This window comes from Dethiosulfovibrio faecalis (assembly GCF_021568795.1).
Lineage (GTDB): Bacteria > Synergistota > Synergistia > Synergistales > Dethiosulfovibrionaceae > Dethiosulfovibrio > Dethiosulfovibrio faecalis.
Genome location: NZ_JAKGUE010000001.1, coordinates 253,448 through 273,620, shown reverse-complemented (window position 1 = coordinate 273,620; position 20,173 = coordinate 253,448). Strand labels below are relative to the sequence as shown.

Here is a 20,173-nt window from a genome sequence, read left to right as displayed (position 1 = left end):
ACGGATATGAGGCGATCTTGTCAAGCGAAGAAAAAAGGATTACCCTAACATCCTACGGCAAAAAATCGAGGATGGAGCGTGATTTTATGGGATATGGCCCAGAACTGGTTCGTGCCCTTTCGATAGAGCTTTCTTCGTTGTTGGAGGGAAAATCGACCTCAAAAATAGAGGGCGGTAAGGACTGGATTCTCTTCAGAATGAGGGATAAAAACATTTTTATATCTTGGGGACAGGAAAACTTCGGGGCGACACTTCTCTCTACGAAACAGGCGTTTTTATGCAGAGAGCTAAAACCGATCCGAGGCGGGCTTCCTCTAGCACTCAACAAGTATCTATCGGGAGGAAGAATAAAGAGCATCCGTCAGGAAAAGATGGACAGGGTAATAGCCATCGACATAAGACGGTTCGTGGGGGCGGGGATAGAGAACGAATACACCGTGATAATAGAGCTTATGGGGCGGCTGAGCAACGTAATTCTTCTGGACAGGGAGGGAACCATAATAGAGCCTGCCAGACATGTGCATCCGGACGTAAACCGCTACAGAAGCGTGCTCCCAGGGCAAACCTACGTATCTCCACCGCCAGTACAGGGAATATCGCCCGATGGCATAGAGAGATTGAACATCATAGATTATCTAAGAAAACCGATAGGCATAGGCAAAAAGCTGTCTAAAAAACTACTGATAGAGATCGAAAAAGGATCGCTAACCCAGGACGAGGTTTTTTTTGATCTGAAGAAGATGTTAAACGGCGAGGGGATCGTCCAGGACATAGGAGATTATACCTCCATATGGCCTCGTCCTCTGGAGTCGGGAAAAGTTCGGCAAGGAGGGGCCATAGAGGTCTTTAGGCATATATCTCTTTGGAAAGCCCTGGAACAGGTTCGATCCAAATTGATATCGGAGGGCAAAAAAAGACTTTCCAAGAGGATAAAAAGCCTCGATCGACACATCGAAGGAGTGTCTAGCCAGCTCAAAATGATAGACAAAGCCGAGGTTTTTCGTATAAAGGGAGAGGCCATCCTGTCTAACCTACATGTGATACCGCCTAGGACGCCGGAAATGGAACTACCCTATTGGGACGAAAAGGGACGAGAAATCAGGCTGTCGGTGAAACTCAACCCCGATCTCTCCCCGTCGGCAAACGCCGCTACATACTTCAAGAAATACAAAAAGTACGCCTCCGACGAAAAGTCGGTACTCGCACACAGGGAAAAGGTACTTAAAGAGAAAGAGGAAATGGAGGCAGAGCTGGATAATCTGGACAGAATCGAAGACATAGGCCTCCTCCGACAGATGGTCTCGGAAATATCGGGAAAAAGCGACGACGCCACGAGAGATAAAAGACGCAAGAAGAGTAAAGAGGATAAAGAACCTCCATATATACGGTATGACTTCCAAGACAGTCTTATCCTGGTAGGCATGAACGAGAGAGGAAATCGTCACGTGACCTTCCGTATGGCCGGGCCGGAAGACATATGGTTCCACATACATGAAATGCCGGGAAGCCATGTCATATTAAAAGCCCCCCCCCACGACCAAGTTCTGTTGGATACGGCGATAAGGATATGTGCATCCCTATCCGTCTATTATTCCAAGGGAGCCAACCTCCCCAGCTCTTCGGTGGACTACACGAGGAGAAAACACGTCCGTCATATACAGGGAGCCGGACCGGCGCAGGTAACCTATAAAAACAGCGACTCCATAACGGTCAATTCCGGCCTATGGAGAGAACTCTTGAAAGAACCGACGAGAGCTCTAGAGGAAGAACGGAACGAAAATTCATGATCTCGCCCGTCCTAGGATGAGGGAATACGAGCTTCCAGGCATGGAGAAAAACTCGCCCCTCCAGAAGGGAATCGTTTTTCCTGACTTTTTTCCTAAAACCATAAAGTTCATCTCCCACCAGGGGTGCGCCCAGATATCTGAGGTGCACCCTTATCTGATGGGTCCTCCCCGAGTGCAGTTCACATATCAGAAAAGAGTATCTTCCTCTGTTCCAGAGAGGGTAGACATCCGTACGGGCGTCCTTGCCGTCATCCGTCACGGTCATCCTGTAACGGTTGTGTATATCCCTTCCGATAGGAGCGTCCAAGGAAATCCTCTCTCCGACGACACGCCCATCGGACAAGGCCAGATAGAACTTCCCCACCTCCCTGTCTTTGAAGGAACGCTGAAGTTCGTTCAAGGACTCGGTGTTCCTGGCTACGACCAAGAGACCGGAGGTAGTCGAGTCAAGTCGATGGACTATACCAGGCCGGACCACATCGTTTATGGTGCCTATATCGGGATAGCTGTAAAGCAAACCGTGCACCAAGGTTCCCCTCCAATGTCCGGGAGCCGGATGTACAACCACTCCAGCAGGCTTATCCACGACGATTATATCGTCGTCCTCGTAGACGACGGAAAAATCGACCGGTTCGGGGACGAGGTCCATCCTCTGTGGAGGCGGAAGCCTGAACCTTAGAGACTCTCCCGCCAGAATCGGCCTGGACGGTTTCACTCTCTTTCCCTGAAAGACCTTCACGTAACCGTCTCTGATCACTCTCTGTATAAAGGTTCGGGAGACGCCTAGGAAATCGGACAAGAAGGCATCCAGACGAACACCGTCCATATCCGAGGGAACCAGTATCTCCTCTTCTTCAGGACAGGCCGAGAGAGCCTGTCCTTGATCGGACAGGCTCTCCTCGTCTAATGATTTTATCGGGTCTAGCCTCTCATTACGCTCTGGCATCTGGGACACAGACCTTCTTCATCTACCTCTGTAACGTATTTCCAGCAACGAGGACACTTCTCGCCTGGGGTGTTCTCCACCAGGACCTTATATCCCGTATCCTGATCTTCGACGAAACCGTCTCCTTCCTTATCCACCCACTTGAAGGACGATACTATGGTCACGTACTCCCAATCTTCTCGAGAAAGATAGTCGGAGATATCTCCGTCCGGCTTCACCACCGATACGGCGGCCTCCAGGGACTGCCCGATCTCGCCCCTGCCTCTGGAAGCCTCCAGTGCCCTGCTGACGGCGCCCTTTAGTTTTATCACGGCACTCCATTTTTTCTCAAGGTCCTCATCGTCGGCTCTTTCCTCGAAGAGGGGCCAATCTGCCAGGAAAACGCTCCTCTCCAGAGACTCGTCGATCTTTCTGAGTTCCCGCCATATTTCCTCGGACGTAAAACTCAGCACGGGAGCCAGCATGGTAGACAAAGCCGTAACGATCCTCCACATGACGGTCTGAATAGCCCTGCGGCCCTTGAAGTTCGGGGTGTCTGCGTAAAGAGAGTCCTTGGCTGCATCGAGATAGAGAGAGCCCAACTCGTTTACGCAGAATTGATGGATAGATACGGTCGGGATGTGAAATTCGTAGGAATCGTATCCCTTCGTAACCCTCTTAATAAGCCTGTTCAACCTGGACAGGATCCACCTATCGAAAGAGGACATCTCCGCCTCCGAAACGGAATCGGTACTCGGGTTAAAATCACACAGGTTCCCCAGCAGGAAGCGAGCCGTGTTTCTTATTCTTCTGTACTCCTCGCTCAAGGTCCTTATGATCGTTTTCGAGATGCGAATGTCGTTTTTATAATCGGTCGAGGCTACCCAGAGTCTCAGTATATCGGCACCGTTGGTATCTATGATCTCCTGAGGAGCCACGACGTTACCGATGGACTTCGACATCTTCTTTCCCTTACCGTCGACGATGAAACCGTGGGTCAAGACAGCCTTATAGGGAGCTACTCCTCTGGTGGCGACGGAGGTCAACAGAGAGGTCTGGAACCATCCTCTATGCTGATCGCTGCCCTCGAGGTAAAGGTCCGCCGGCCAGGAAAGTTCCGGACGATTTTCCAGAACCGCAAAATGGCTGATGCCGGAATCGAACCACACGTCCATGATGTCCTTCTCTTTTTTCAAATTGCCGCTGCCGCAAGAGGGACACTTGCACAGGTCGCCCAGCAGTTCCTCCGGCGACTCCTGCCACCAGACATCTCCGCCCCTCTCTTTGACCTTTTCCTGAACCAGTCTTATCGCATCGGGATCCAGCAACATCTTTCCGCAATCCTGGCAGTAGAAGACCGGGATAGGCACTCCCCATACCCTCTGTCTACTGATACACCAATCCGAGCGATCCCGCACCATGTTGTAGATCCTATCCTTGCCCCAATCGGGAATCCACTTGACCTCGTTCTCTATGACGTCCAACGCCTGTTGACGGAACTGAGCCACGTTTACGAACCATTGATCGGTGGAACGGAAGATCACCGGTTTCTTACATCTCCAGCAATGAGGATATGAGTGAAGTATCTCAAGCTGTCCCAAAAGCCTGCCGTTGTCGGTCAAGGTCTTCAGAACCAACGAGGCACCTTCGTCCAGAGTCATACCGCCGACTAAAGGGGTCTCTGGAAGATATCTTCCGGTCGGATCCACCGGATTATATACCTCTATGCCGTATCTGACACCTGTCTCGTAGTCCTCGACTCCGTGTCCCGGAGCCGTGTGGACACAGCCCGTCCCAGTATCAAGGACAACGTAATCGGCCAAAAGGACGGGGGTCTTCCTGTCCTCGTAGAAAGGATGAACTGCCTCGACCTTCTCCAGCTCCGCCCCTTTAACCGTAGCGAGTGGCTCTCCAAAGGTCATTCCCGTGGCCTTCTCTACGTCGCCTATCAACGCCTTGGCCAGAAGGTAAACCGAGTCCCCCGAAGGGACGAAGACATATTCGTAGGAAGGATGAATGGCTACAGCCATGCTCGCAGGCAGGGTCCAGGGAGTCGTCGTCCATACTATTACGTTGACGTCCTTCCCTGCTACCTCGGGGATCCTTTCGGCTACGTCCGGCATGGAATAGGCCACGTAAATCGACGGGGAAGACTCGTCACCGTACTCGATCTCAGCAGCGGCCAGAGCCGTCTGACAGTCGATGCACCAATATACGGGCTTTTGGCCTTTATAGACTAATCCCTTCTCCACCATATCTGCGAAGACACCTATCTGTGCAGCCTCGTACTCGGGCTTCAGGGTTATGTAAGGATTTTCCCAATCGCCGACACCGCCGAGACGCCTGAACTGGGAGCGCTGGGAATCCAAGAAACCAAGGGCATAGTCGGTGCAGCGACGGCGAAGCTCCACCGGATCGATAGAATCCTTGTCGACGCCCTCACCTTTGAGTACCTTCAGCTCTATGGGGAGGCCATGGGTATCCCAACCTGGAATATAGGGACATCTGTAGCCTCGCATGGACTTAAATTTAACTATAAAATCCTTAATAATTTTATTAAAAGCCGTCCCAATGTGGATATCACCGTTGGCATAAGGAGGGCCATCATGCAGTATAAAGGAAGGCTTGTCCTCGTTTTTCTTCAACATCAGCGAATGGAGATCGATCTCTTCCCAACCCTCTATAAAACCGGGCTCTTTCTTGGCCAGACCGGCCCTCATGGGAAAATCGGTCTTAGGTAGACACAAAGTCTCCTTAAAATCTTTCGACATTAACCAGGTCACCTCTCAATACGGAAATGCCGCCCCGGGAGAGGCGGCGCAAAATAGAACAATAAAATTGTATCACGTATCGTCCCTAACTGGGACGATACGTGATGTTTTTTGTCTCTAGGCGGCGGAAGCGTTCAACCGTTTCGCTTTAGCAGCTTGAAGAATATGCAGCACCACCAAAACGGAGAGTCCGGCTAAATCGCTGTAAATACCCGGTATCAACAGACAGAGAGCACCGGACAAAGCGACTATACGAAAGACCGGGTTCATGGGACATTTGTAGAAACCGACGGTGCTCATCCCCAGCAGGAACACCCCTAGCACGGCCGTGCCAACTGACATGGCGAATCTTCCCAAAGTGAAATTAACCAAAACCAATATCGGATTGTACGCGTATATGTAGGGAACCAGGAAACCCGCCAGGGCCAATTTTATAGCCGTCGCCCCGGTCTTAAACGGATCGGCTCCCGCTATTCCAGCTCCGGCATAGGCTGCTAACGCGACGGGCGGGCTTAGATCCGCTGCTATACCGAAGTAGAGGACGAACATATAGGCCGCGATAGGAGCGACTCCCAACTGGAACAAAGCTGGTGCACACATGGTGCTCGTGACTATGAAGTTGGCAGTCGTAGGCAACCCGGCCCCGAGAAGTATACATGCAACCATGGTCAGGAGCAGGGTTGGAAGGAGCTTGCCGCCAGCGATGGCGACTACGGCGCTGGCTATTCTAAGGCCCAGTCCGGTCAATGTGGCTGTCCCGACTATTATACCTACGGTAGCACAGGCACAGGCCACTCCTATAGCGCCTCTGGCTCCGTTTTCAAACGCTGCTGCCAGCTTCTTCGGGGTAAGCCAGGTATCCCTGTTGAAATAAGACACGGCTATGCTTATAAGAATGCCGTTAAAAGCGGCCTTCAGGGGAGTATATCCGGCTATCAGGAAATAGATGATCCCGATTATGGGAAGCAACAAAAGCCCCTTTTCCTTCAGAAGGGGAACCAATTTAGGCAGTTGTTCCTTGGGAAGTCCCTTCAGACCAAGTCGATTGGCCTCCAGATGGACCTGAATCATAACGGCAAAGTAGTAAAGCAAGGCCGGAACGATAGCAGCGAGAGCCACATGTATGTAGGGAATACCAAGAAACTGAGCCATTATGAAAGCCGCCGCCCCCATCACCGGTGGCATTATCTGTCCTCCGGTAGATGCAACCGCCTCAACCGCTCCGGCGAAATGACTCTGATAGCCCACGCTCTTCATCAATGGGATGGTAAACATACCTGTAGTACATACGTTAGCCACAGAGGAACCGGATATCGATCCCATAAGTCCGGAGCTCAAAACCGCGACCTTGGCGGGACCACCGGTGCTATGTCCGGCCAGAGCCATGGCCAGATCGATGATGAACTTTCCGAGTCCGGTCTGCTCAAGGACTGAGCCAAACAATATGAACATAAAGACGAAGGTCGCCGACACCCCGAGAGGGATACCGAAAACCCCCTCCGTCCCGAGGTACATATGGTTGATGATCCTCTTTATGCTGAATCCCCTATGCTGAAAAAGCTCGGGAAAGGCCCTCCCATAAAAACAGTAGATGAGAAAGAAAATAGCTATGCAGGGCAATATTGGACTGGACACCCTTCTGGTTGCCTCTAGCAAAAGCAATATACAGACAAAGCCCATAACTATGTCCATCTGAGTCGGAAGCCCCGCCCTGTTGACTAGTTCGTTGAAATTTATCACCAGGTAAAGAGCGGAATAAGCTGCCACTGCGGCCAAGGCGAAATCCATCAGGGGAATTTTATCCTTGGGAGAGCTCTGCCTTGCCGGATAAAGCAGGAACACCAGGGCCATGACGAAAGCCAAGTGTACCGCCCTTTGTTGAAGGGCAAGCAAAAGCCCGAAACCCGAGGTATAAAAGTGAAACGCGGACATAGAGACCGCCAGGATAGTTATCAACATACCCTGCCAATCCCCTAATTCCCTGTATCTAGCCTCGGTATCGAATTTTTTTCTCAGATCGTCGAGATCAATGGTCTGATTTTCCTCGGCGATCTTTCCCTCTAAGACGTCGCTCAAACAAACCCCTCCCTCTTATCTTTAACTTCACATCCCCACGAGAGTCGTCAAAAAAGGCTTCGTCTCTACAGAGACTACGCATCTTTTACCTGGAACGATATCGAACAGATCGATCCAGTCGGGCCGACCGTAAAAACGGCATACGTTTCGCCCCAACACATCATCTCCGACTCTCAGCATATACCTCTTTGTGCTGTAGCGTCCACCGAAAAAATGCATCCACTCTTTATCCGACAGATAATACCCACGATAAGGGGATTCCGACGGAAGACCTGCGTTGTGAGAGACCACCCGCTCCTCCCAAAGCCACAGTTTTCCATCGACAACGACGTAGACGTCCTCCACCGGGGTTTTTTGAACAGAGTGAATATAACCGGTCTCGAACAAGCTTCCGGGATACATATATTCGTCGACCAGGACCTCTTCTCCCACCGCTAGAGATATTACGGTTACGTCGACACACACAAAATAAATTAAAAAAACACATATTATAAATAAAGCAGCCCTTCTGATCGTTATTATCGCCCCTCCCCCCATTCACAGGTGAACGCATTTACAAATTATAGCGCCTCAGGGAGCTAATCACAATGGAGTAGTCTAAAAAGATACGCCCTTTTATCTAATCAGAAAAAAGAAAACCGCTTATATGGCCTATCGTTTTATTTGATAAACCAACCACCACGAAAAAGGTTCAGACAAAGATCAGATAAAGAAAAAAGAGCCTCCCCCTAAGGAGAGACCCTTCTATTCAGCGATATCAAAATCAAATGGCGGACCTGGGGGGATTCGAACCCTCGACCTACGGCTTAGGAGGCCGTCGCTCTATCCTCTGAGCTACAGGCCCGCACCTGGAACGAAGGGAATTGTACCACGGTATATCATACAATTCAAGGCCGAGGAATTATAAAAAGGTCTAAGGATATCGCTTTTACCCCCGAAAATTCCCTTGGTCCTCTTTATGTCGTCCTTTAACTGACTTGCGAGCCTTTCGGGATCGGGGAAACGTCGTTCGGATCTGAGCCTATCGAAAAACAGAACGTATAGAGTCTGATCGTAGAGATCTTCGTTTTTATCGATTATATGGACCTCTACCCTGTTTTCCGATATATCGCCGAACGTGGGATTATTTCCGATCGAGATGGCTGCAGGGCACCATTCGCCGTCCAGATAGGCAGCACCGGCGTACACTCCTGGTTTGGGAATTATCTTAGTGGACGGGAAGGATAGGTTAGCAGTAGGAACCCCCATCTTCCGTCCTCTTCTGCATCCCTCTATTACGTGACCTCTCATGAAGAAGGGATAACCTAGTCTAGTCGAGGCCTCCGAAACCTTGCCCCTAGAGATTAGATCCCTTATCGAGGTGCTGCTTACCACGGAACCATCGATGGTAACCGGAAGCACTGAACTAAACGGAATTCCTTTGGCATTACATATCTCCGAAAGGGTGCCGACATCTCCCCTTCTTTCCCTCCCGAACCTGAAATTATCCCCTACGACTACACCAGAGACGCCTATCTCTCTATCCATGTAGGAAAAAAAATCCTCCGGGTCCATCGAGGAAAGCCGAGAGGTAAAGGGAAACTGTATCATCGTCGGGATGGACAGTATTTCTCTCAAAAGGATTTTTTCTTCCTCAGTGAAGAGCAAGGAGACTCTTTCGTGCATCAGTACAGTCTTGGGATGAGGGGTAAAAGAGACTACCGCCCATCCGCAGGATTCCCTCTCGGCCATGGAGGATGCGACGGAGAAAAGCCTCTGATGCCCTAGGTGGTAGCCGTCGAAGGCCCCCAGAACGACTATCATGAAGGACTCTCCAGCAGCAGATTGGTCTCAGGAACCAGATAACAACGGTCGTCCTCAAAACGGAACCTGCATACCGACAGAAGACCTTCCCCTGTGACTACAGCCCTCGAGCAGCACCAGGCCTTATCGTTTTTTATAGGCCTCAGCGTGGAAAGGGGAAGAGAAAGTCCATTCTTGAGAGATCCAAGATCTTCATGCCTCGTTATCTCATAGCTCCTGTAAGCTCGGGATATGAAATCCACAGGAAGCAGGAATTGCGAGAGCACCTCTTTGTCGAGACAGTCCATCTCCTCCGAAAAGGACACCCCATCCGATACGTCAAAGGGCCCGGTAGAGATTCTGCGTAAGGAGCTCAGATGGGCCCCATATCCGGACATATCTCCCATGTCCCTGGCGATACTCCTTATATAGGTGCCTTTATGACAGACCACTTCTATGACGGCCTCTCCTTTATCGGCAAAAACCCCCTGAACTTCTAAGGAGGTTATAAAGACCGGTCTCGACGGTAACGCCATCAACTTCTCCGATCTGGATACGACGTGAGCTCTCCGACCGTCGACCTTCAAGGCCGATATGGAGGGAGGGCGCTGCATCCTTATTCCCAAAAAGGATGGCACTAAAGATTCCAATGATCTCCGGTCGATAGAGAGTTCACCATCCATAGAGCTCAGGATATCTCCGGTTCCATCGTCGGTGGAGGTCTTCATTCCGAACTTGACGATTCCCAGATAGTTTTTTGGCAGATCCATAACGTAACGACATAGACGGGTGGCCTTCCCGACCAGGACGATCAGCAGCCCTTGGGCCGTGGAATCCAGCGTACCGGCATGCCCCACCTTGACGCCTCTGCCGAAAACCCTCTTTACTGCGGAGACACAGGCGGTGCTTCTGACTCCCTCGGGTTTATCTATTATCAAAAAGCCGTCTCTACCGTTTGTAAATCGAGTCGAGGACACGGGCGATCACCTCGTCCATGGGACCTGTCAATCGGCATCCGGAGGCACATGGATGTCCTCCGCCGTTCCATAGATGAGCTATCTCTCTGACGGACAAACTACCGTCGGAGCGAAGACTTACCTTCACGTCTTTATCGTTTTCGACGAACAATACAGCGACCTTGGTATCCTTGATTTTCATAAGAGAGTTGACCAACGATTCCGTATCGTCCTGTTCTGTATGGGTCTCCTCGAAGTCCGCATCGTACAACCACGAATAACACAGACCATCTAGTCGAACCACACGTTCGTATGCCCGTCCCCAAAGATGAAGTCTTTCAACCGTGTCGTTATGATAAAGCATCCTTACGACGCGCTGAAGGGGCAACCCACAATCAAGAAGATCGGCCACGATTCTCAGGGTCTTCCCACCGGTGTTGGAAAAGGTCATGCCACCTGTATCGGTAGCTATCGCCACGTATATGGACTCTGCCATATCGGCCGAGATCGACACGTTCAGATCTCCTGCCAAACGGTAGATCATCTCCCCGACCGAGGAGACATCCTCTATCAAGTTGATATCCCCGAATCTGGCGTTATCGCCGTGATGGTCGATAACCACCAGTTTTTCCCCTTTAGACATTCCTTCTACTCCTCTATCGAGGGTACTCACGTCCAAAGCGATAACTACGGAGTGCTCTGGGATGTCCGGCAGGGATTGGACCGATTCATAACGCTCGGAGGCGAATAAAAAACGATAGCGCTCGGGAAAAGGATCCTTGCCGTACCATCGAACATCCTTTCCCAAAGACAGACCTATTTTAAAAAGAGCGCTTGCGGACCCCAGAGTATCGCCGTCGGGCTTTACGTGACTTACCAATATCCAAATATCGCTATCTTTTAAGGTGGTAATCAAGAGGGCCTTATTCTCGTTCTCCATCGTCACCCTCGACATAATCGGAGTCCTCGTCATGAGTTACCACCATATCTAGAAGTCTGTCGATAGATCTCCCGTATTCTCCGCTCGTATCGTAGATGAAACGCAACTCTGGAACCGTCCTTATCCTCAAACTCTGAGCGAGGGAGGATCTGAGGAAAGTTCTCACTTTTTTCAAGGACTCCGAGACAGAACGACGATCTTCCTGAGAAATAGTCGTGAAATAGATTTTTGCCGATTTCAAGTCCTTAGCGCAGTCGACCCCGGTTATAACCGCTCTTTTGGCATTTTCGTCCTTTACGGAGAACTCCAGGAGACGGGATATTTCCCTTTGAAGTTCTTTGTTGACTCTCTCTATTCGAAATCCCGCCATAGGAATCACCTCACTTATCGATGATAATTTCGAAAGTATTCGCCGGAGGTCCAGCGATGCGGCCTCCGGCGGACAGTCCCCGTTACTATAGGGTTCTCTTTTCCTCTATCAGTTCGTAGGCTTCTACGACATCGCCTTCTTTTATATCCTGGAATTTAGCGAAGCTCATTCCACACTCGTAACCGGAGGTCACCTCGGCAACATCGTCCTTGAACCTCCTGAGAGCGGAAAGCTCTCCTTCCCAGTAGACCACTCTGTCTCTTATCAACCGGACCTTCGACCCCCTCTTGACGGAGCCTTCCGTCACCATACATCCGGCGACCTTTCCCACCTTGGGAACCTTGAAGATCTCCCTTATCTCCGCCTGACCGACTATTTTTTCCCTTATGTCCGGAGCAAGCATTCCCTCCATGGCCGCCTTGATGTCATCGATAATATCGTATATAACCCGGTAGAGACGGACTTGGACGTGCTCTTTCTCCGCCATTTTCTTGGCGTTGGCGTCGGGACGAACGTTGAAACCGATGACTATGGCGTCCGATGCGGATGCCAACATGATATCGGACTCGGACAATCCACCCACACCGGTATGGACGATGTTTATTCCGACCTCATCGGTCGTCAACTTGTCCAAAGAACCGGTAAGAGCCTCTATACTTCCCTGGACATCACATTTGATCAGCAAGTTCAGCATGGGGGTCTCGCCGTCCTGCATCTTGCTGTAGAGTTCCTCCAGGGTCATCCTGGGAGCCATCTTGTTAGCCTCCAGGCGCTTCTCCTGTTCCTTGGCCGCGATAGCATCCCTTGCGGTCTTTTCGTTTTCCACCACGAAGAAACGCTCTCCCGGCTGAGGAACCTCGTTAAGCCCCAGGATCTCCACCGCAGTGCTGGGGCCGGCTGCCTTCACCTGTTTGCCCGATGCGTCTATCATGGCCCGAACCTTTCCCCAGGAGGAGTCCAGCAACACGATGTCCCCTCTTTTAAGGGTTCCCTGCTGAACCAGAACCGTGGCAACCGAGCCCTTGCCCTTGTCCAACTCGGCTTCTACGACGACTCCCTCGGGAGAAACGGTCGGATCGGCCTTGAGTTCCTCCATCTCAGCGACGAGAAGGATCATCTCCAAAAGCTGGTCTATGTTTTCGCCGGACTTCGCCGAGACATGGACCATTATGGTGTCTCCGCCCCAATCTTCGGGAATCAGTCCCTGATCGCTGAGCTGCTGTTTGACCCTGTCGGGATTGGCTCCAGGCTTATCCATCTTGTTGACCGCCACTATTATGGGAACTCCGGCGGCCTTGGCGTGGTTTATGGCTTCTATGGTCTGAGGCATTACACCATCGTCGGCTGCCACCACCAAAATGGCGATATCGGTACACTGAGCACCTCTGGCCCTCATGGAGGTAAAAGCGGCGTGTCCCGGGGTATCGAGAAAGACGATATCCTTGCCATCATGGCTAACCCTGGAAGCCCCTATATGCTGCGTTATTCCGCCAGCTTCCCTAGCCGTTATGTTCGTGTTCCTGATGGTATCCAGAAGGGTTGTCTTGCCGTGATCGACATGCCCCATAACCGTCACGATAGGGGCTCTTGGCTGAAGGTTCTTGCCCTTAAGTTCCGGTTTCAACGTGGTTTTATGAGGTTCCTCGTCGACGACCTCGACGGCCCACTCGATATCGACCTCGTAAGCATCCGAGAGCATGGCCAACACCGAATCGTCGGCCTGTGCCGATGCAGGTAGCATCACGCCCTGAGCTATAAGGGTCTTTACGGCATCTGCAGGGGAGACCTTGAGAATATCCGCCACTTCCTTGATGGAAGATCCTTCCGGAACGGAGATTCCTACCCTAGGTTTATCCTCTTTTCTGGAGGTTTTTCTTTCATTACCAGAGGAATTTTTCACTATATCCTCAATCTGTTGAGCCGTTTCCACGTCCAAAGAACTCATATGGCTCGTAGCCTCCACGTCCATATCGTGCAGTATCTCCATAAGCTCTTTGTTGCTCATTTCCAGCATCTTTGCAAGCTCGTAGACCCTGATTTTACTCAATGGCCTCTCCCCCTTCTTTTAATCGCAAAATTACGGCATCGGTAAGCCCTTCTCCTTCGGGGAGGGCTACAATTTGACAACCCGCCAACCCTATGGCCTCGCCTAGTTTTTCTCTCTCTATCGTCCTCAACTGAAAAAAACTATGGCGAGAAAAGGCCTCTTTTTTAGCCTTTCTGGCTACGGCATCGGATCTATCGGAAGTCATTATCACGACGTAGTTTTTTTTGTTCTTTTGTAAGACGGCGAAGACGTTATCCTGTCCTATAACCAAGACCCCCGCCCTCCTGGCGAGCCCTAAAAAGGACATCCACGAGAGGTCAGGCATCGTCGCTATCCTCCAAGCCCCTAACCCTATCAAGCAAACGAAGGTAAATGTCCTCCGGCACCCTTACCTTGAGGGCTTTATCCAGACGTTTTTGACGAAACGCCGTCTGAACACAGCGACTGGAGGGGCATAGATATGCCCCTCGACCGTTGACCCTTCCTGAATCGTCTACGACGACGGTTCCGTCGGGACGACGAACTACACGAATAAAGTTCGCGGGTACGTCGTGTCTACGACATACTAGACACATCCTAGGGTTCTTCGATTTCTTTTTGGGAACCACCACTATTTTACAACCTCTCGCCTCTTATGGGATATCCTCGAACAAATCCTGCAAAGTAGGCATCGAATCCTTTTCCGGAGCCTCTAGGGGATTGATGTCCACTTTCCACCCGGTAAGACGGGCAGCAAGACGAACGTTTTGTCCCGCCTTTCCTATGGCGAGAGAAAGCTGATCGGGACGGGCAAATACCTTGGCGGATTTCTCCTGCTCCAAAACCGGCTCTACCCTGACCACCTTAGCGGGAGAAAGGGTATTTCTTATATATTGAAGAGGATCATCGCTCCATATTACCACGTCGATCTTTTCTCCGTTGAGCTCGTTGCTTATGGTCTTGATTCTGGAGCCACCGTTTCCGACACAAGCCCCGACAGGATCGACATTGGGATCCAAGGTGGTCACTGCAACCTTGGCCCTGGCTCCGGCCTCCCGAACGATCCCATGTATCTCGACCACTCCGTCTCGGATCTCCGGTATCTCCAGCTCCATAAGGCGGCGCAATAGCCCCGGATGGGTTCTGGAGACCACGATTCTAGGACCCCTGGTCGTCTGGCGAACATCCAACAGGTAAAATTTCATCCTAGAGCCCAATTCGTAGTTTTCTCCGTTTATGCGCTCTTCCCTGGGGAGCATTGCCTCGGTCCTCTCGCTTATACGGACGAGAATCTGGTCGTTTTCGGCCTTGAACACGACACCGTTGACGAGATCTCCTACCCTTTCGGAGAACTCGTTGAAGATGATCTCCCTCTCGGCATCCTTCAAGCGCTGAATTATCACCTGTCTGGCGGTCTGAGCCGCTATACGTCCGAAACTCTCAGGGGCGATCTCTACCTCTGTCTTGACCACGTCTCCCTCGACCAGCCCAGGGAAACCCAGGATTGCAGCGTCCTCCGAAGTTATCTCCGCATCGGGATTTCTCACCTCATCTACGACCCGTCTGATCTCCATGATCGAGATGTCTCCGGTCTCTCCGTCTATCTTCACCTCGGGCTCAAGGTTTTTTTCCTTGTATTTCTTATAAGCCGAAGCCAGGGCCGCCTCAATACTGCCCAGAATTATGGATTGCGAGAGATTACGCTCCTCCGTTAGCTGCATCAAAGCTCGAATAAAATCGCTCCCCAGCTGCATCTACTGATCCTCCTCACGTACTTTCTTACTCTTGTTTTTCTTTTTCGTGCCTTTTTTCTTCCTGGTGTTGTTGGGCTTTTTATTTTTCTCGAGAACATATTTTAACTTAGCTGAGAGGATTGCTTCTAGAGGGAACTCCAATACACCGTCTTCGTTCTCCACTCTTATAGAATCATCCTGAGACACCGAGATGACTCCGTTTATACGACGACGTCCTTCTACGAGTTCGTTAAAACGGATGGATGCCTCTTTCCCCGAGAAACGGCGAAAATCGTCCAAACTCAATAACGGTCTCTCTAAACCGGGAGAACTAACCTCCAGATAATAGCGTTCGTCGAGAAGATCCTCTCCGGATTCCTCCAGCCAGTTGTTGATCCTTCGGGAGACAATCTCGCAGTCCCTCACGGATATTCCACCCAGAGAATCCAGATAAACTCTGACGAAAGAGGCGGCAGATTCTTTTTTCACCTCGAGACCGACGAATTCGTAACCTAAGCTTTCGACGATTTTACGTATTTCTTCTTTAGGGAAGTTTTTCCCCTCCATGCTTTTCGACTCCTTATATAACTACATAAAAAATGAAGAGTGGGGGGGCCCACTCTTCTCGGTCCAGGACATTCGACCCAGCGTCTGAATTAGTATATCACGCATAACTATGCCTAACAAGATTATTCTGAGACATCGGAGAGGAAATCCCCCCACCATAGGTCCACCGTAGCGGTAAAATCCTCTTCCGGTATAAGACGGATTTCCTGGTCTGCGAAGACCTCTTCCTCCAGACCTTCGAGATCGTCCAATCCGAAGAACAGTGAAGAACCATCCATATTGATCTTCTTATAGTAATGGAAATCTCTGGAAATCAAGGGACTCCCCCCCTTTGTCTATCTAGTCAAAGCCCGTAAGGATCAATCGACCCAATAGTTCGGAGCTTCCTTGGTAACTACGACGTCGTGAGGATGGCTTTCCTTGACCGAGGCGGAGGTCATCTTTACGAAACGAGCATGACGATGCAGATCTTCGATATCGGAGGCTCCGGCGTAACCCATCCCTGAGCGAATGCCACCGGTCATCTGGAAGATAACGTCTCCCGCCGACCCCTTGTAGGCTGCCAATCCTTCGATCCCCTCTGGGACCAGTTTGTTTTCCTTTGCACCTTCCTGAAAATAACGGTCCTTGCTGCATCCGCCCTTCATAGCACCCAGGGATCCCATCCCACGATAGCTCTTATAGGACCTGCCGTGATAGATGATGACCTCTCCCGGGCTTTCCTCGGTTCCTGCCAAAAGGGAGCCGATCATGACCGAATCGGCACCGGCAGCCAAGGCCTTTACCGCGTCTCCGGAATAGCGTATGCCTCCATCGGCGATAACCTTGACCCCTCTAGGGGTCGCTTCGGACGCTACATTCATTATAGCAGCCAACTGAGGAACCCCTATGCCAGCTATTATCCTGGTAGTACAGATCGATCCGGGACCCACTCCGACCTTGACCGCCTGCACCCCTCTGTCTATAAGGGCTTTAGCGGCCTCAGCTGTGGCGATATTTCCTCCGATAAGAGGCAAATTCGGATGTCTTCTGCGTATAGCTTCCACCGTATCCAGGACCTTGATCGAATGGCCATGGGCCGTATCTACTACGACCACGTCTACCCCAGCCTTTACCAATGCGTCCACTCTGTCGTAGACGTCTGCCCCCACTCCGACAGCGGCTCCGACCCTAAGCCTTCCGGACGGATCCTTAGCTGCGTTGGGAAAATCCTTGACTTTCTGGATGTCCTTTATGGTTATAAGTCCCTTCAGGACCCCACCGGAATCGACTATCGGAAGCTTCTCCACCTTATGGCACATCAATATATGTTGTGCGTCGTCCAAGGTGGTCCCCTCCGGAGCGGTGATCAGATTTTCCCAGGTCATTACCTCGGATATCGGTTGATCATAGTCACGGATAAAACGGAGATCTCTGTTCGTTATTATACCTACCAGTTTTTTGCCATCGTCTACTATCGGAACTCCCGATATATGGTAATGGGACATCAGCTCAAGAGCCTGGCTCAGATGATCCTCGGGATGAAGATAAAAAGGATCGACGATGACCCCCGACTCGGATCTTTTTACCTTGTCCACCTCTCTGGCCTGCTTCTCCAAGGGCGTGTTTCTGTGGACTATACCAATCCCGCCCTCTCTAGCCACGGCGATAGCCAAGCGACCTTCCGTAACGGTATCCATAGCCGCACTGCATATGGGTATGTTAAGCTTTATCTCCGGCGTAAGCCAGCTCTCGACTTTGACCTCCGACGGAAGGACCTCGCTGTATCGAGGCTCTATCAACACATCGTCGAAGGTAAAACCGTCATAGGGCGCGAATTTTTTAGAAATATCCATGACAGCCTCCTCATATTTTATCGGGTTAGTCGTAAATTGTGAGCATTATAGTGGATTTGCCGCTTTATGCAACCCCATGAATGTGTTTTTTTATCGTAGCGACCGCGTAACACATCATACAATGCCCCGATCCTACCGATCCGACGCCCTCTCCCGACTTCACCTTGAGATTGACTCTACGTACCCCATCGTTCCATATGGAATCAAGATTCCTGGTTATGTCGATCACGGTTTCACCGATTCTGGGTAACTGGGCATGCAAAACGACGTCAAGCCAGACGATCGACCATCCGCACTCCTCCACCTTGGAGACTACCTTTCGTAGAAGCTCATAGCTATCAGCGTCCCTATAAGCGTCATCGCAGGCCGGGAAAAGACGGCCGATATCGGGCAACCCCGCCGCTCCCAGGATTGCGTCCGAAATACCGTGGCATATCAGATCGGCGTCGGAATGTCCCTCCAACCCCATCGGCGAGGAAACCGGCACACCGCCTAGGACAAGAGAACGACCCGGCACCAACGGATGGACGTCGAAACCTATTCCGGTTCTTATCTCTCCGGCCGAGTTTCTATCGGCCAAACAGGTGGCCATCTCCCAATTCCCCTCGGTAGTGACCTTAAAATTCATCTCGTCGCCCTCGACAGGGACGATGACGCCACCGTTGGAAATCCAGGGTTCGGCTTCGTCTCTGGCCTCTTCCGACGAGAGAGACAACGCCTTCAACAGCCCCTCCCTGGGAAAACCCTGAGGGGTTTGTGTCATTCTGATATCTGAACGATCCATGGTCTTCACGACGTCGTCGACGGAGACCTTCTTTAATGCGTCCCTTGCCGGCAGCAAAGGGATAGCTCCAGTATCCCGCGACACAGCGGACATGATCCTTTCGCACATGGAGATCTTCGCAAAGGGTCTGGCCCCATCGTGAATCAGCAACTTATTTGACCTAACCGAAGCGATTCCGTTCCTAACGGAAAGGGATCTGGTACGGCCACCCCTTATGATCGACAGCCCTTCCCTGGTCCTCACAGGGTATACCCTATCGTCCCAATCCTCCGGCAGAACGAGAACTATCTCCTCGATCCCCAGGTTACGAGCCAAATCGAAGGACCATTCCCACATGGGGCGACCTCCAAGCGATCTGAACTGTTTAGGTGTTCCACCAAGTCGGCTGCCGCTGCCGGCAGCCATGATAATAAAAGCCCACTCGCTCACTCGCGGACCTCTCTTCTTATCCTTCCGAAAACCATCCTACCGGCGGAGGTCTGAAGCATAGACGTCACGACGACCTCTACTCTGTGGCCGATGTAGTTCTCTCCGTCCTCCACGACCAACATTGTCCCGTTATCGAGATAGCCTACCCCTTGTTGCGGTTCCTTCCCTTCCCTGATGACGTCGACGACCACCGATTCTCCCGGCAAAAGAGAGGGTTTCAGTGAGTTGGCCAGATCGTTTACGTTGAGAACCACGATATCCCTGATCTGTGCTACCTTGTTCAGGTTGTAATCCGTAGTGAGGATCTTCCCGCCTATCTTTTGGGCAAAAACGATCAAGCCACTGTCCACCGAATCGGCATCCAGATCCTTCAAACCGACCTCGGTTATTACGATTTCCAAAAATGAGATCTTCTGCAAGGCCTTTACGACATCGAGACCTCTTCGTCCTCTGGCTCTCTTGTTGGGATCCTTGGAATCCGCTACGGATTGAAGCTCGGTCAGTATAAAGCGAGGAAGAATGATGGCGCCTTCTAGAAAACCGGTCTTGGCTATATCCAATATTCGACCGTCTATTATCACGCTCGTATCCAGTATCTTCCCCGGTATGGCCATAGACATGGCGGTATTCCCTTCCATGTCCTCTATAACTACCTCGTTGCCCTTGCCCTTGAAAGAGGCTATCTTCTGTTTGAGACCTACGAAGGGAGCCAATACCCCCCTGATATCGTTCTGTCTCTTAACGAACAGCCTAGCCAGAACGTAACCTATCACTATATTGAGAAATACCGCTACATAAGGTCCTACGGGAAGACCGGAAAAAGGCATCGCCACCAGGTTGGCCAGCAGAAGACCGACGAAAAGTCCAGTCGTGGCAGCAGATATATCCTGCCATTTCGTGCTTTGCAGATGTTTCTCGAAAAGAGTCCCTATAAGGCCGAGTATGCGAAGAAAAAACGGAGCTATTAAAAAGCCGATTGAACCACATATAAAGACGCAGATACCACTAAGAGCAAATTTACTTAAAAAACGATCGGTCCCAATCCACTCGGACAGATGTGGAACTATAGCGAAGGCCAGTTGATAACCTGCCATTCCTCCCAACAGAGCCAACAGAACCCTGCAGATGAATTTCATTATTTTTATGAGTCCTTCCGTCATAAAATCACCCCTTCCTGGATATCATACCTAAT

Annotated in this window: 18 protein-coding genes and 1 tRNA gene; 1 reads left to right on the top strand and 18 read right to left on the bottom strand. The window is 51.0% G+C overall.

The window, feature by feature from the left end; translation table 11 throughout:
- Positions 1-71 precede the first annotated feature (71 nt).
- The gene (locus L2W58_RS01400; protein WP_236101206.1) at positions 72-1,787 is read left to right on the top strand and encodes an Rqc2 family fibronectin-binding protein; all 1,716 of its coding nucleotides are present in this window, start codon (positions 72-74) and stop codon (positions 1,785-1,787) included.
- Here the strand turns inward: L2W58_RS01400 and L2W58_RS01395 are convergent.
- The 18 genes from L2W58_RS01395 to L2W58_RS01310 all read right to left on the bottom strand — a co-directional run bounded on the left by L2W58_RS01395 (position 1,711) and on the right by L2W58_RS01310 (position 20,141).
- Positions 1,711-2,733, bottom strand: coding sequence for an RluA family pseudouridine synthase (locus L2W58_RS01395; protein WP_236101204.1), 1,023 nt, complete (start codon positions 2,731-2,733; stop codon positions 1,711-1,713). The two genes, L2W58_RS01400 and L2W58_RS01395, sit on opposite strands and share 77 nt — an antisense overlap.
- Positions 2,709-5,483, bottom strand: a complete 2,775-nt coding sequence (ileS, locus tag L2W58_RS01390) for an isoleucine--tRNA ligase (RefSeq protein ID WP_236101201.1) — start codon at positions 5,481-5,483, stop codon at positions 2,709-2,711. The genes L2W58_RS01395 and ileS overlap by 25 nt, the downstream gene beginning before the upstream one ends.
- Positions 5,484-5,600: 117 nt before the next feature.
- Complete coding sequence (locus L2W58_RS01385) at positions 5,601-7,559, bottom strand: TRAP transporter permease (protein WP_236101199.1); 1,959 nt, start codon at positions 7,557-7,559, stop codon at positions 5,601-5,603.
- 27 nt (positions 7,560-7,586) lie between these two features.
- Positions 7,587-7,991, bottom strand: a complete 405-nt coding sequence (locus tag L2W58_RS01380; RefSeq protein WP_236101198.1) for a DUF1850 domain-containing protein — start codon at positions 7,989-7,991, stop codon at positions 7,587-7,589.
- A gap of 336 nt (positions 7,992-8,327) precedes the next feature.
- Positions 8,328-8,403: transfer RNA gene (locus L2W58_RS01375), tRNA-Arg, on the bottom strand.
- Positions 8,394-9,362 carry a riboflavin biosynthesis protein RibF gene (ribF, locus tag L2W58_RS01370; protein WP_236101197.1) on the bottom strand — a complete coding sequence of 323 codons (969 nt, stop codon included), beginning with the start codon at positions 9,360-9,362 and terminating at the stop codon, positions 8,394-8,396. The genes L2W58_RS01375 and ribF overlap by 10 nt, the downstream gene beginning before the upstream one ends.
- The gene (gene truB, locus L2W58_RS01365; protein WP_236101196.1) at positions 9,359-10,279 is read right to left on the bottom strand and encodes a tRNA pseudouridine(55) synthase TruB; all 921 of its coding nucleotides are present in this window, start codon (positions 10,277-10,279) and stop codon (positions 9,359-9,361) included. The genes ribF and truB overlap by 4 nt, the downstream gene beginning before the upstream one ends.
- Positions 10,280-10,289: 10 nt before the next feature.
- Positions 10,290-11,252 carry a DHH family phosphoesterase gene (locus tag L2W58_RS01360; RefSeq protein WP_236101195.1) on the bottom strand — a complete coding sequence of 321 codons (963 nt, stop codon included), beginning with the start codon at positions 11,250-11,252 and terminating at the stop codon, positions 10,290-10,292.
- Positions 11,221-11,607 (bottom strand): 30S ribosome-binding factor RbfA, encoded by a 387-nt coding sequence (gene rbfA / locus L2W58_RS01355; protein ID WP_236101194.1) that lies wholly within the window; start codon positions 11,605-11,607, stop codon positions 11,221-11,223. The genes L2W58_RS01360 and rbfA overlap by 32 nt, the downstream gene beginning before the upstream one ends.
- An 85-nt stretch (positions 11,608-11,692) precedes the next feature.
- Entirely contained in the window at positions 11,693-13,654 is a 1,962-nt protein-coding gene (infB, locus tag L2W58_RS01350) for a translation initiation factor IF-2 (protein ID WP_236101193.1), read from the bottom strand.
- Complete coding sequence (locus tag L2W58_RS01345) at positions 13,647-13,979, bottom strand: hypothetical protein (RefSeq protein WP_236101192.1); 333 nt, start codon at positions 13,977-13,979, stop codon at positions 13,647-13,649. The genes infB and L2W58_RS01345 overlap by 8 nt, the downstream gene beginning before the upstream one ends.
- Entirely contained in the window at positions 13,972-14,229 is a 258-nt protein-coding gene (gene rnpM / locus L2W58_RS01340; RefSeq protein ID WP_236101191.1) for an RNase P modulator RnpM, read from the bottom strand. The genes L2W58_RS01345 and rnpM overlap by 8 nt, the downstream gene beginning before the upstream one ends.
- Before the next feature lie 57 nt (positions 14,230-14,286).
- Positions 14,287-15,387 carry a transcription termination factor NusA gene (gene nusA, locus L2W58_RS01335; RefSeq protein WP_236101190.1) on the bottom strand — a complete coding sequence of 367 codons (1,101 nt, stop codon included), beginning with the start codon at positions 15,385-15,387 and terminating at the stop codon, positions 14,287-14,289.
- Positions 15,388-15,933 (bottom strand): ribosome maturation factor RimP, encoded by a 546-nt coding sequence (locus tag L2W58_RS01330; protein WP_255700289.1) that lies wholly within the window; start codon positions 15,931-15,933, stop codon positions 15,388-15,390.
- Positions 15,934-16,055: 122 nt separating this feature from the next.
- A complete protein-coding gene (locus tag L2W58_RS01325) occupies positions 16,056-16,250 on the bottom strand; it encodes a hypothetical protein (RefSeq protein WP_236101187.1) in 195 nt (64 codons plus the stop codon).
- A 42-nt stretch (positions 16,251-16,292) separates the two neighbouring features.
- Positions 16,293-17,768, bottom strand: a complete 1,476-nt coding sequence (gene guaB / locus L2W58_RS01320) for an IMP dehydrogenase (RefSeq protein WP_236101186.1) — start codon at positions 17,766-17,768, stop codon at positions 16,293-16,295.
- Positions 17,769-17,832: 64 nt separating this feature from the next.
- Positions 17,833-18,981 (bottom strand): 2-C-methyl-D-erythritol 2,4-cyclodiphosphate synthase, encoded by a 1,149-nt coding sequence (gene ispF, locus L2W58_RS01315; protein ID WP_236101184.1) that lies wholly within the window; start codon positions 18,979-18,981, stop codon positions 17,833-17,835.
- Complete coding sequence (locus tag L2W58_RS01310) at positions 18,978-20,141, bottom strand: PIN/TRAM domain-containing protein (protein ID WP_236101183.1); 1,164 nt, start codon at positions 20,139-20,141, stop codon at positions 18,978-18,980. Before L2W58_RS01310 ends, ispF begins: the two co-directional genes overlap by 4 nt.
- Positions 20,142-20,173: the final 32 nt, after the last annotated feature.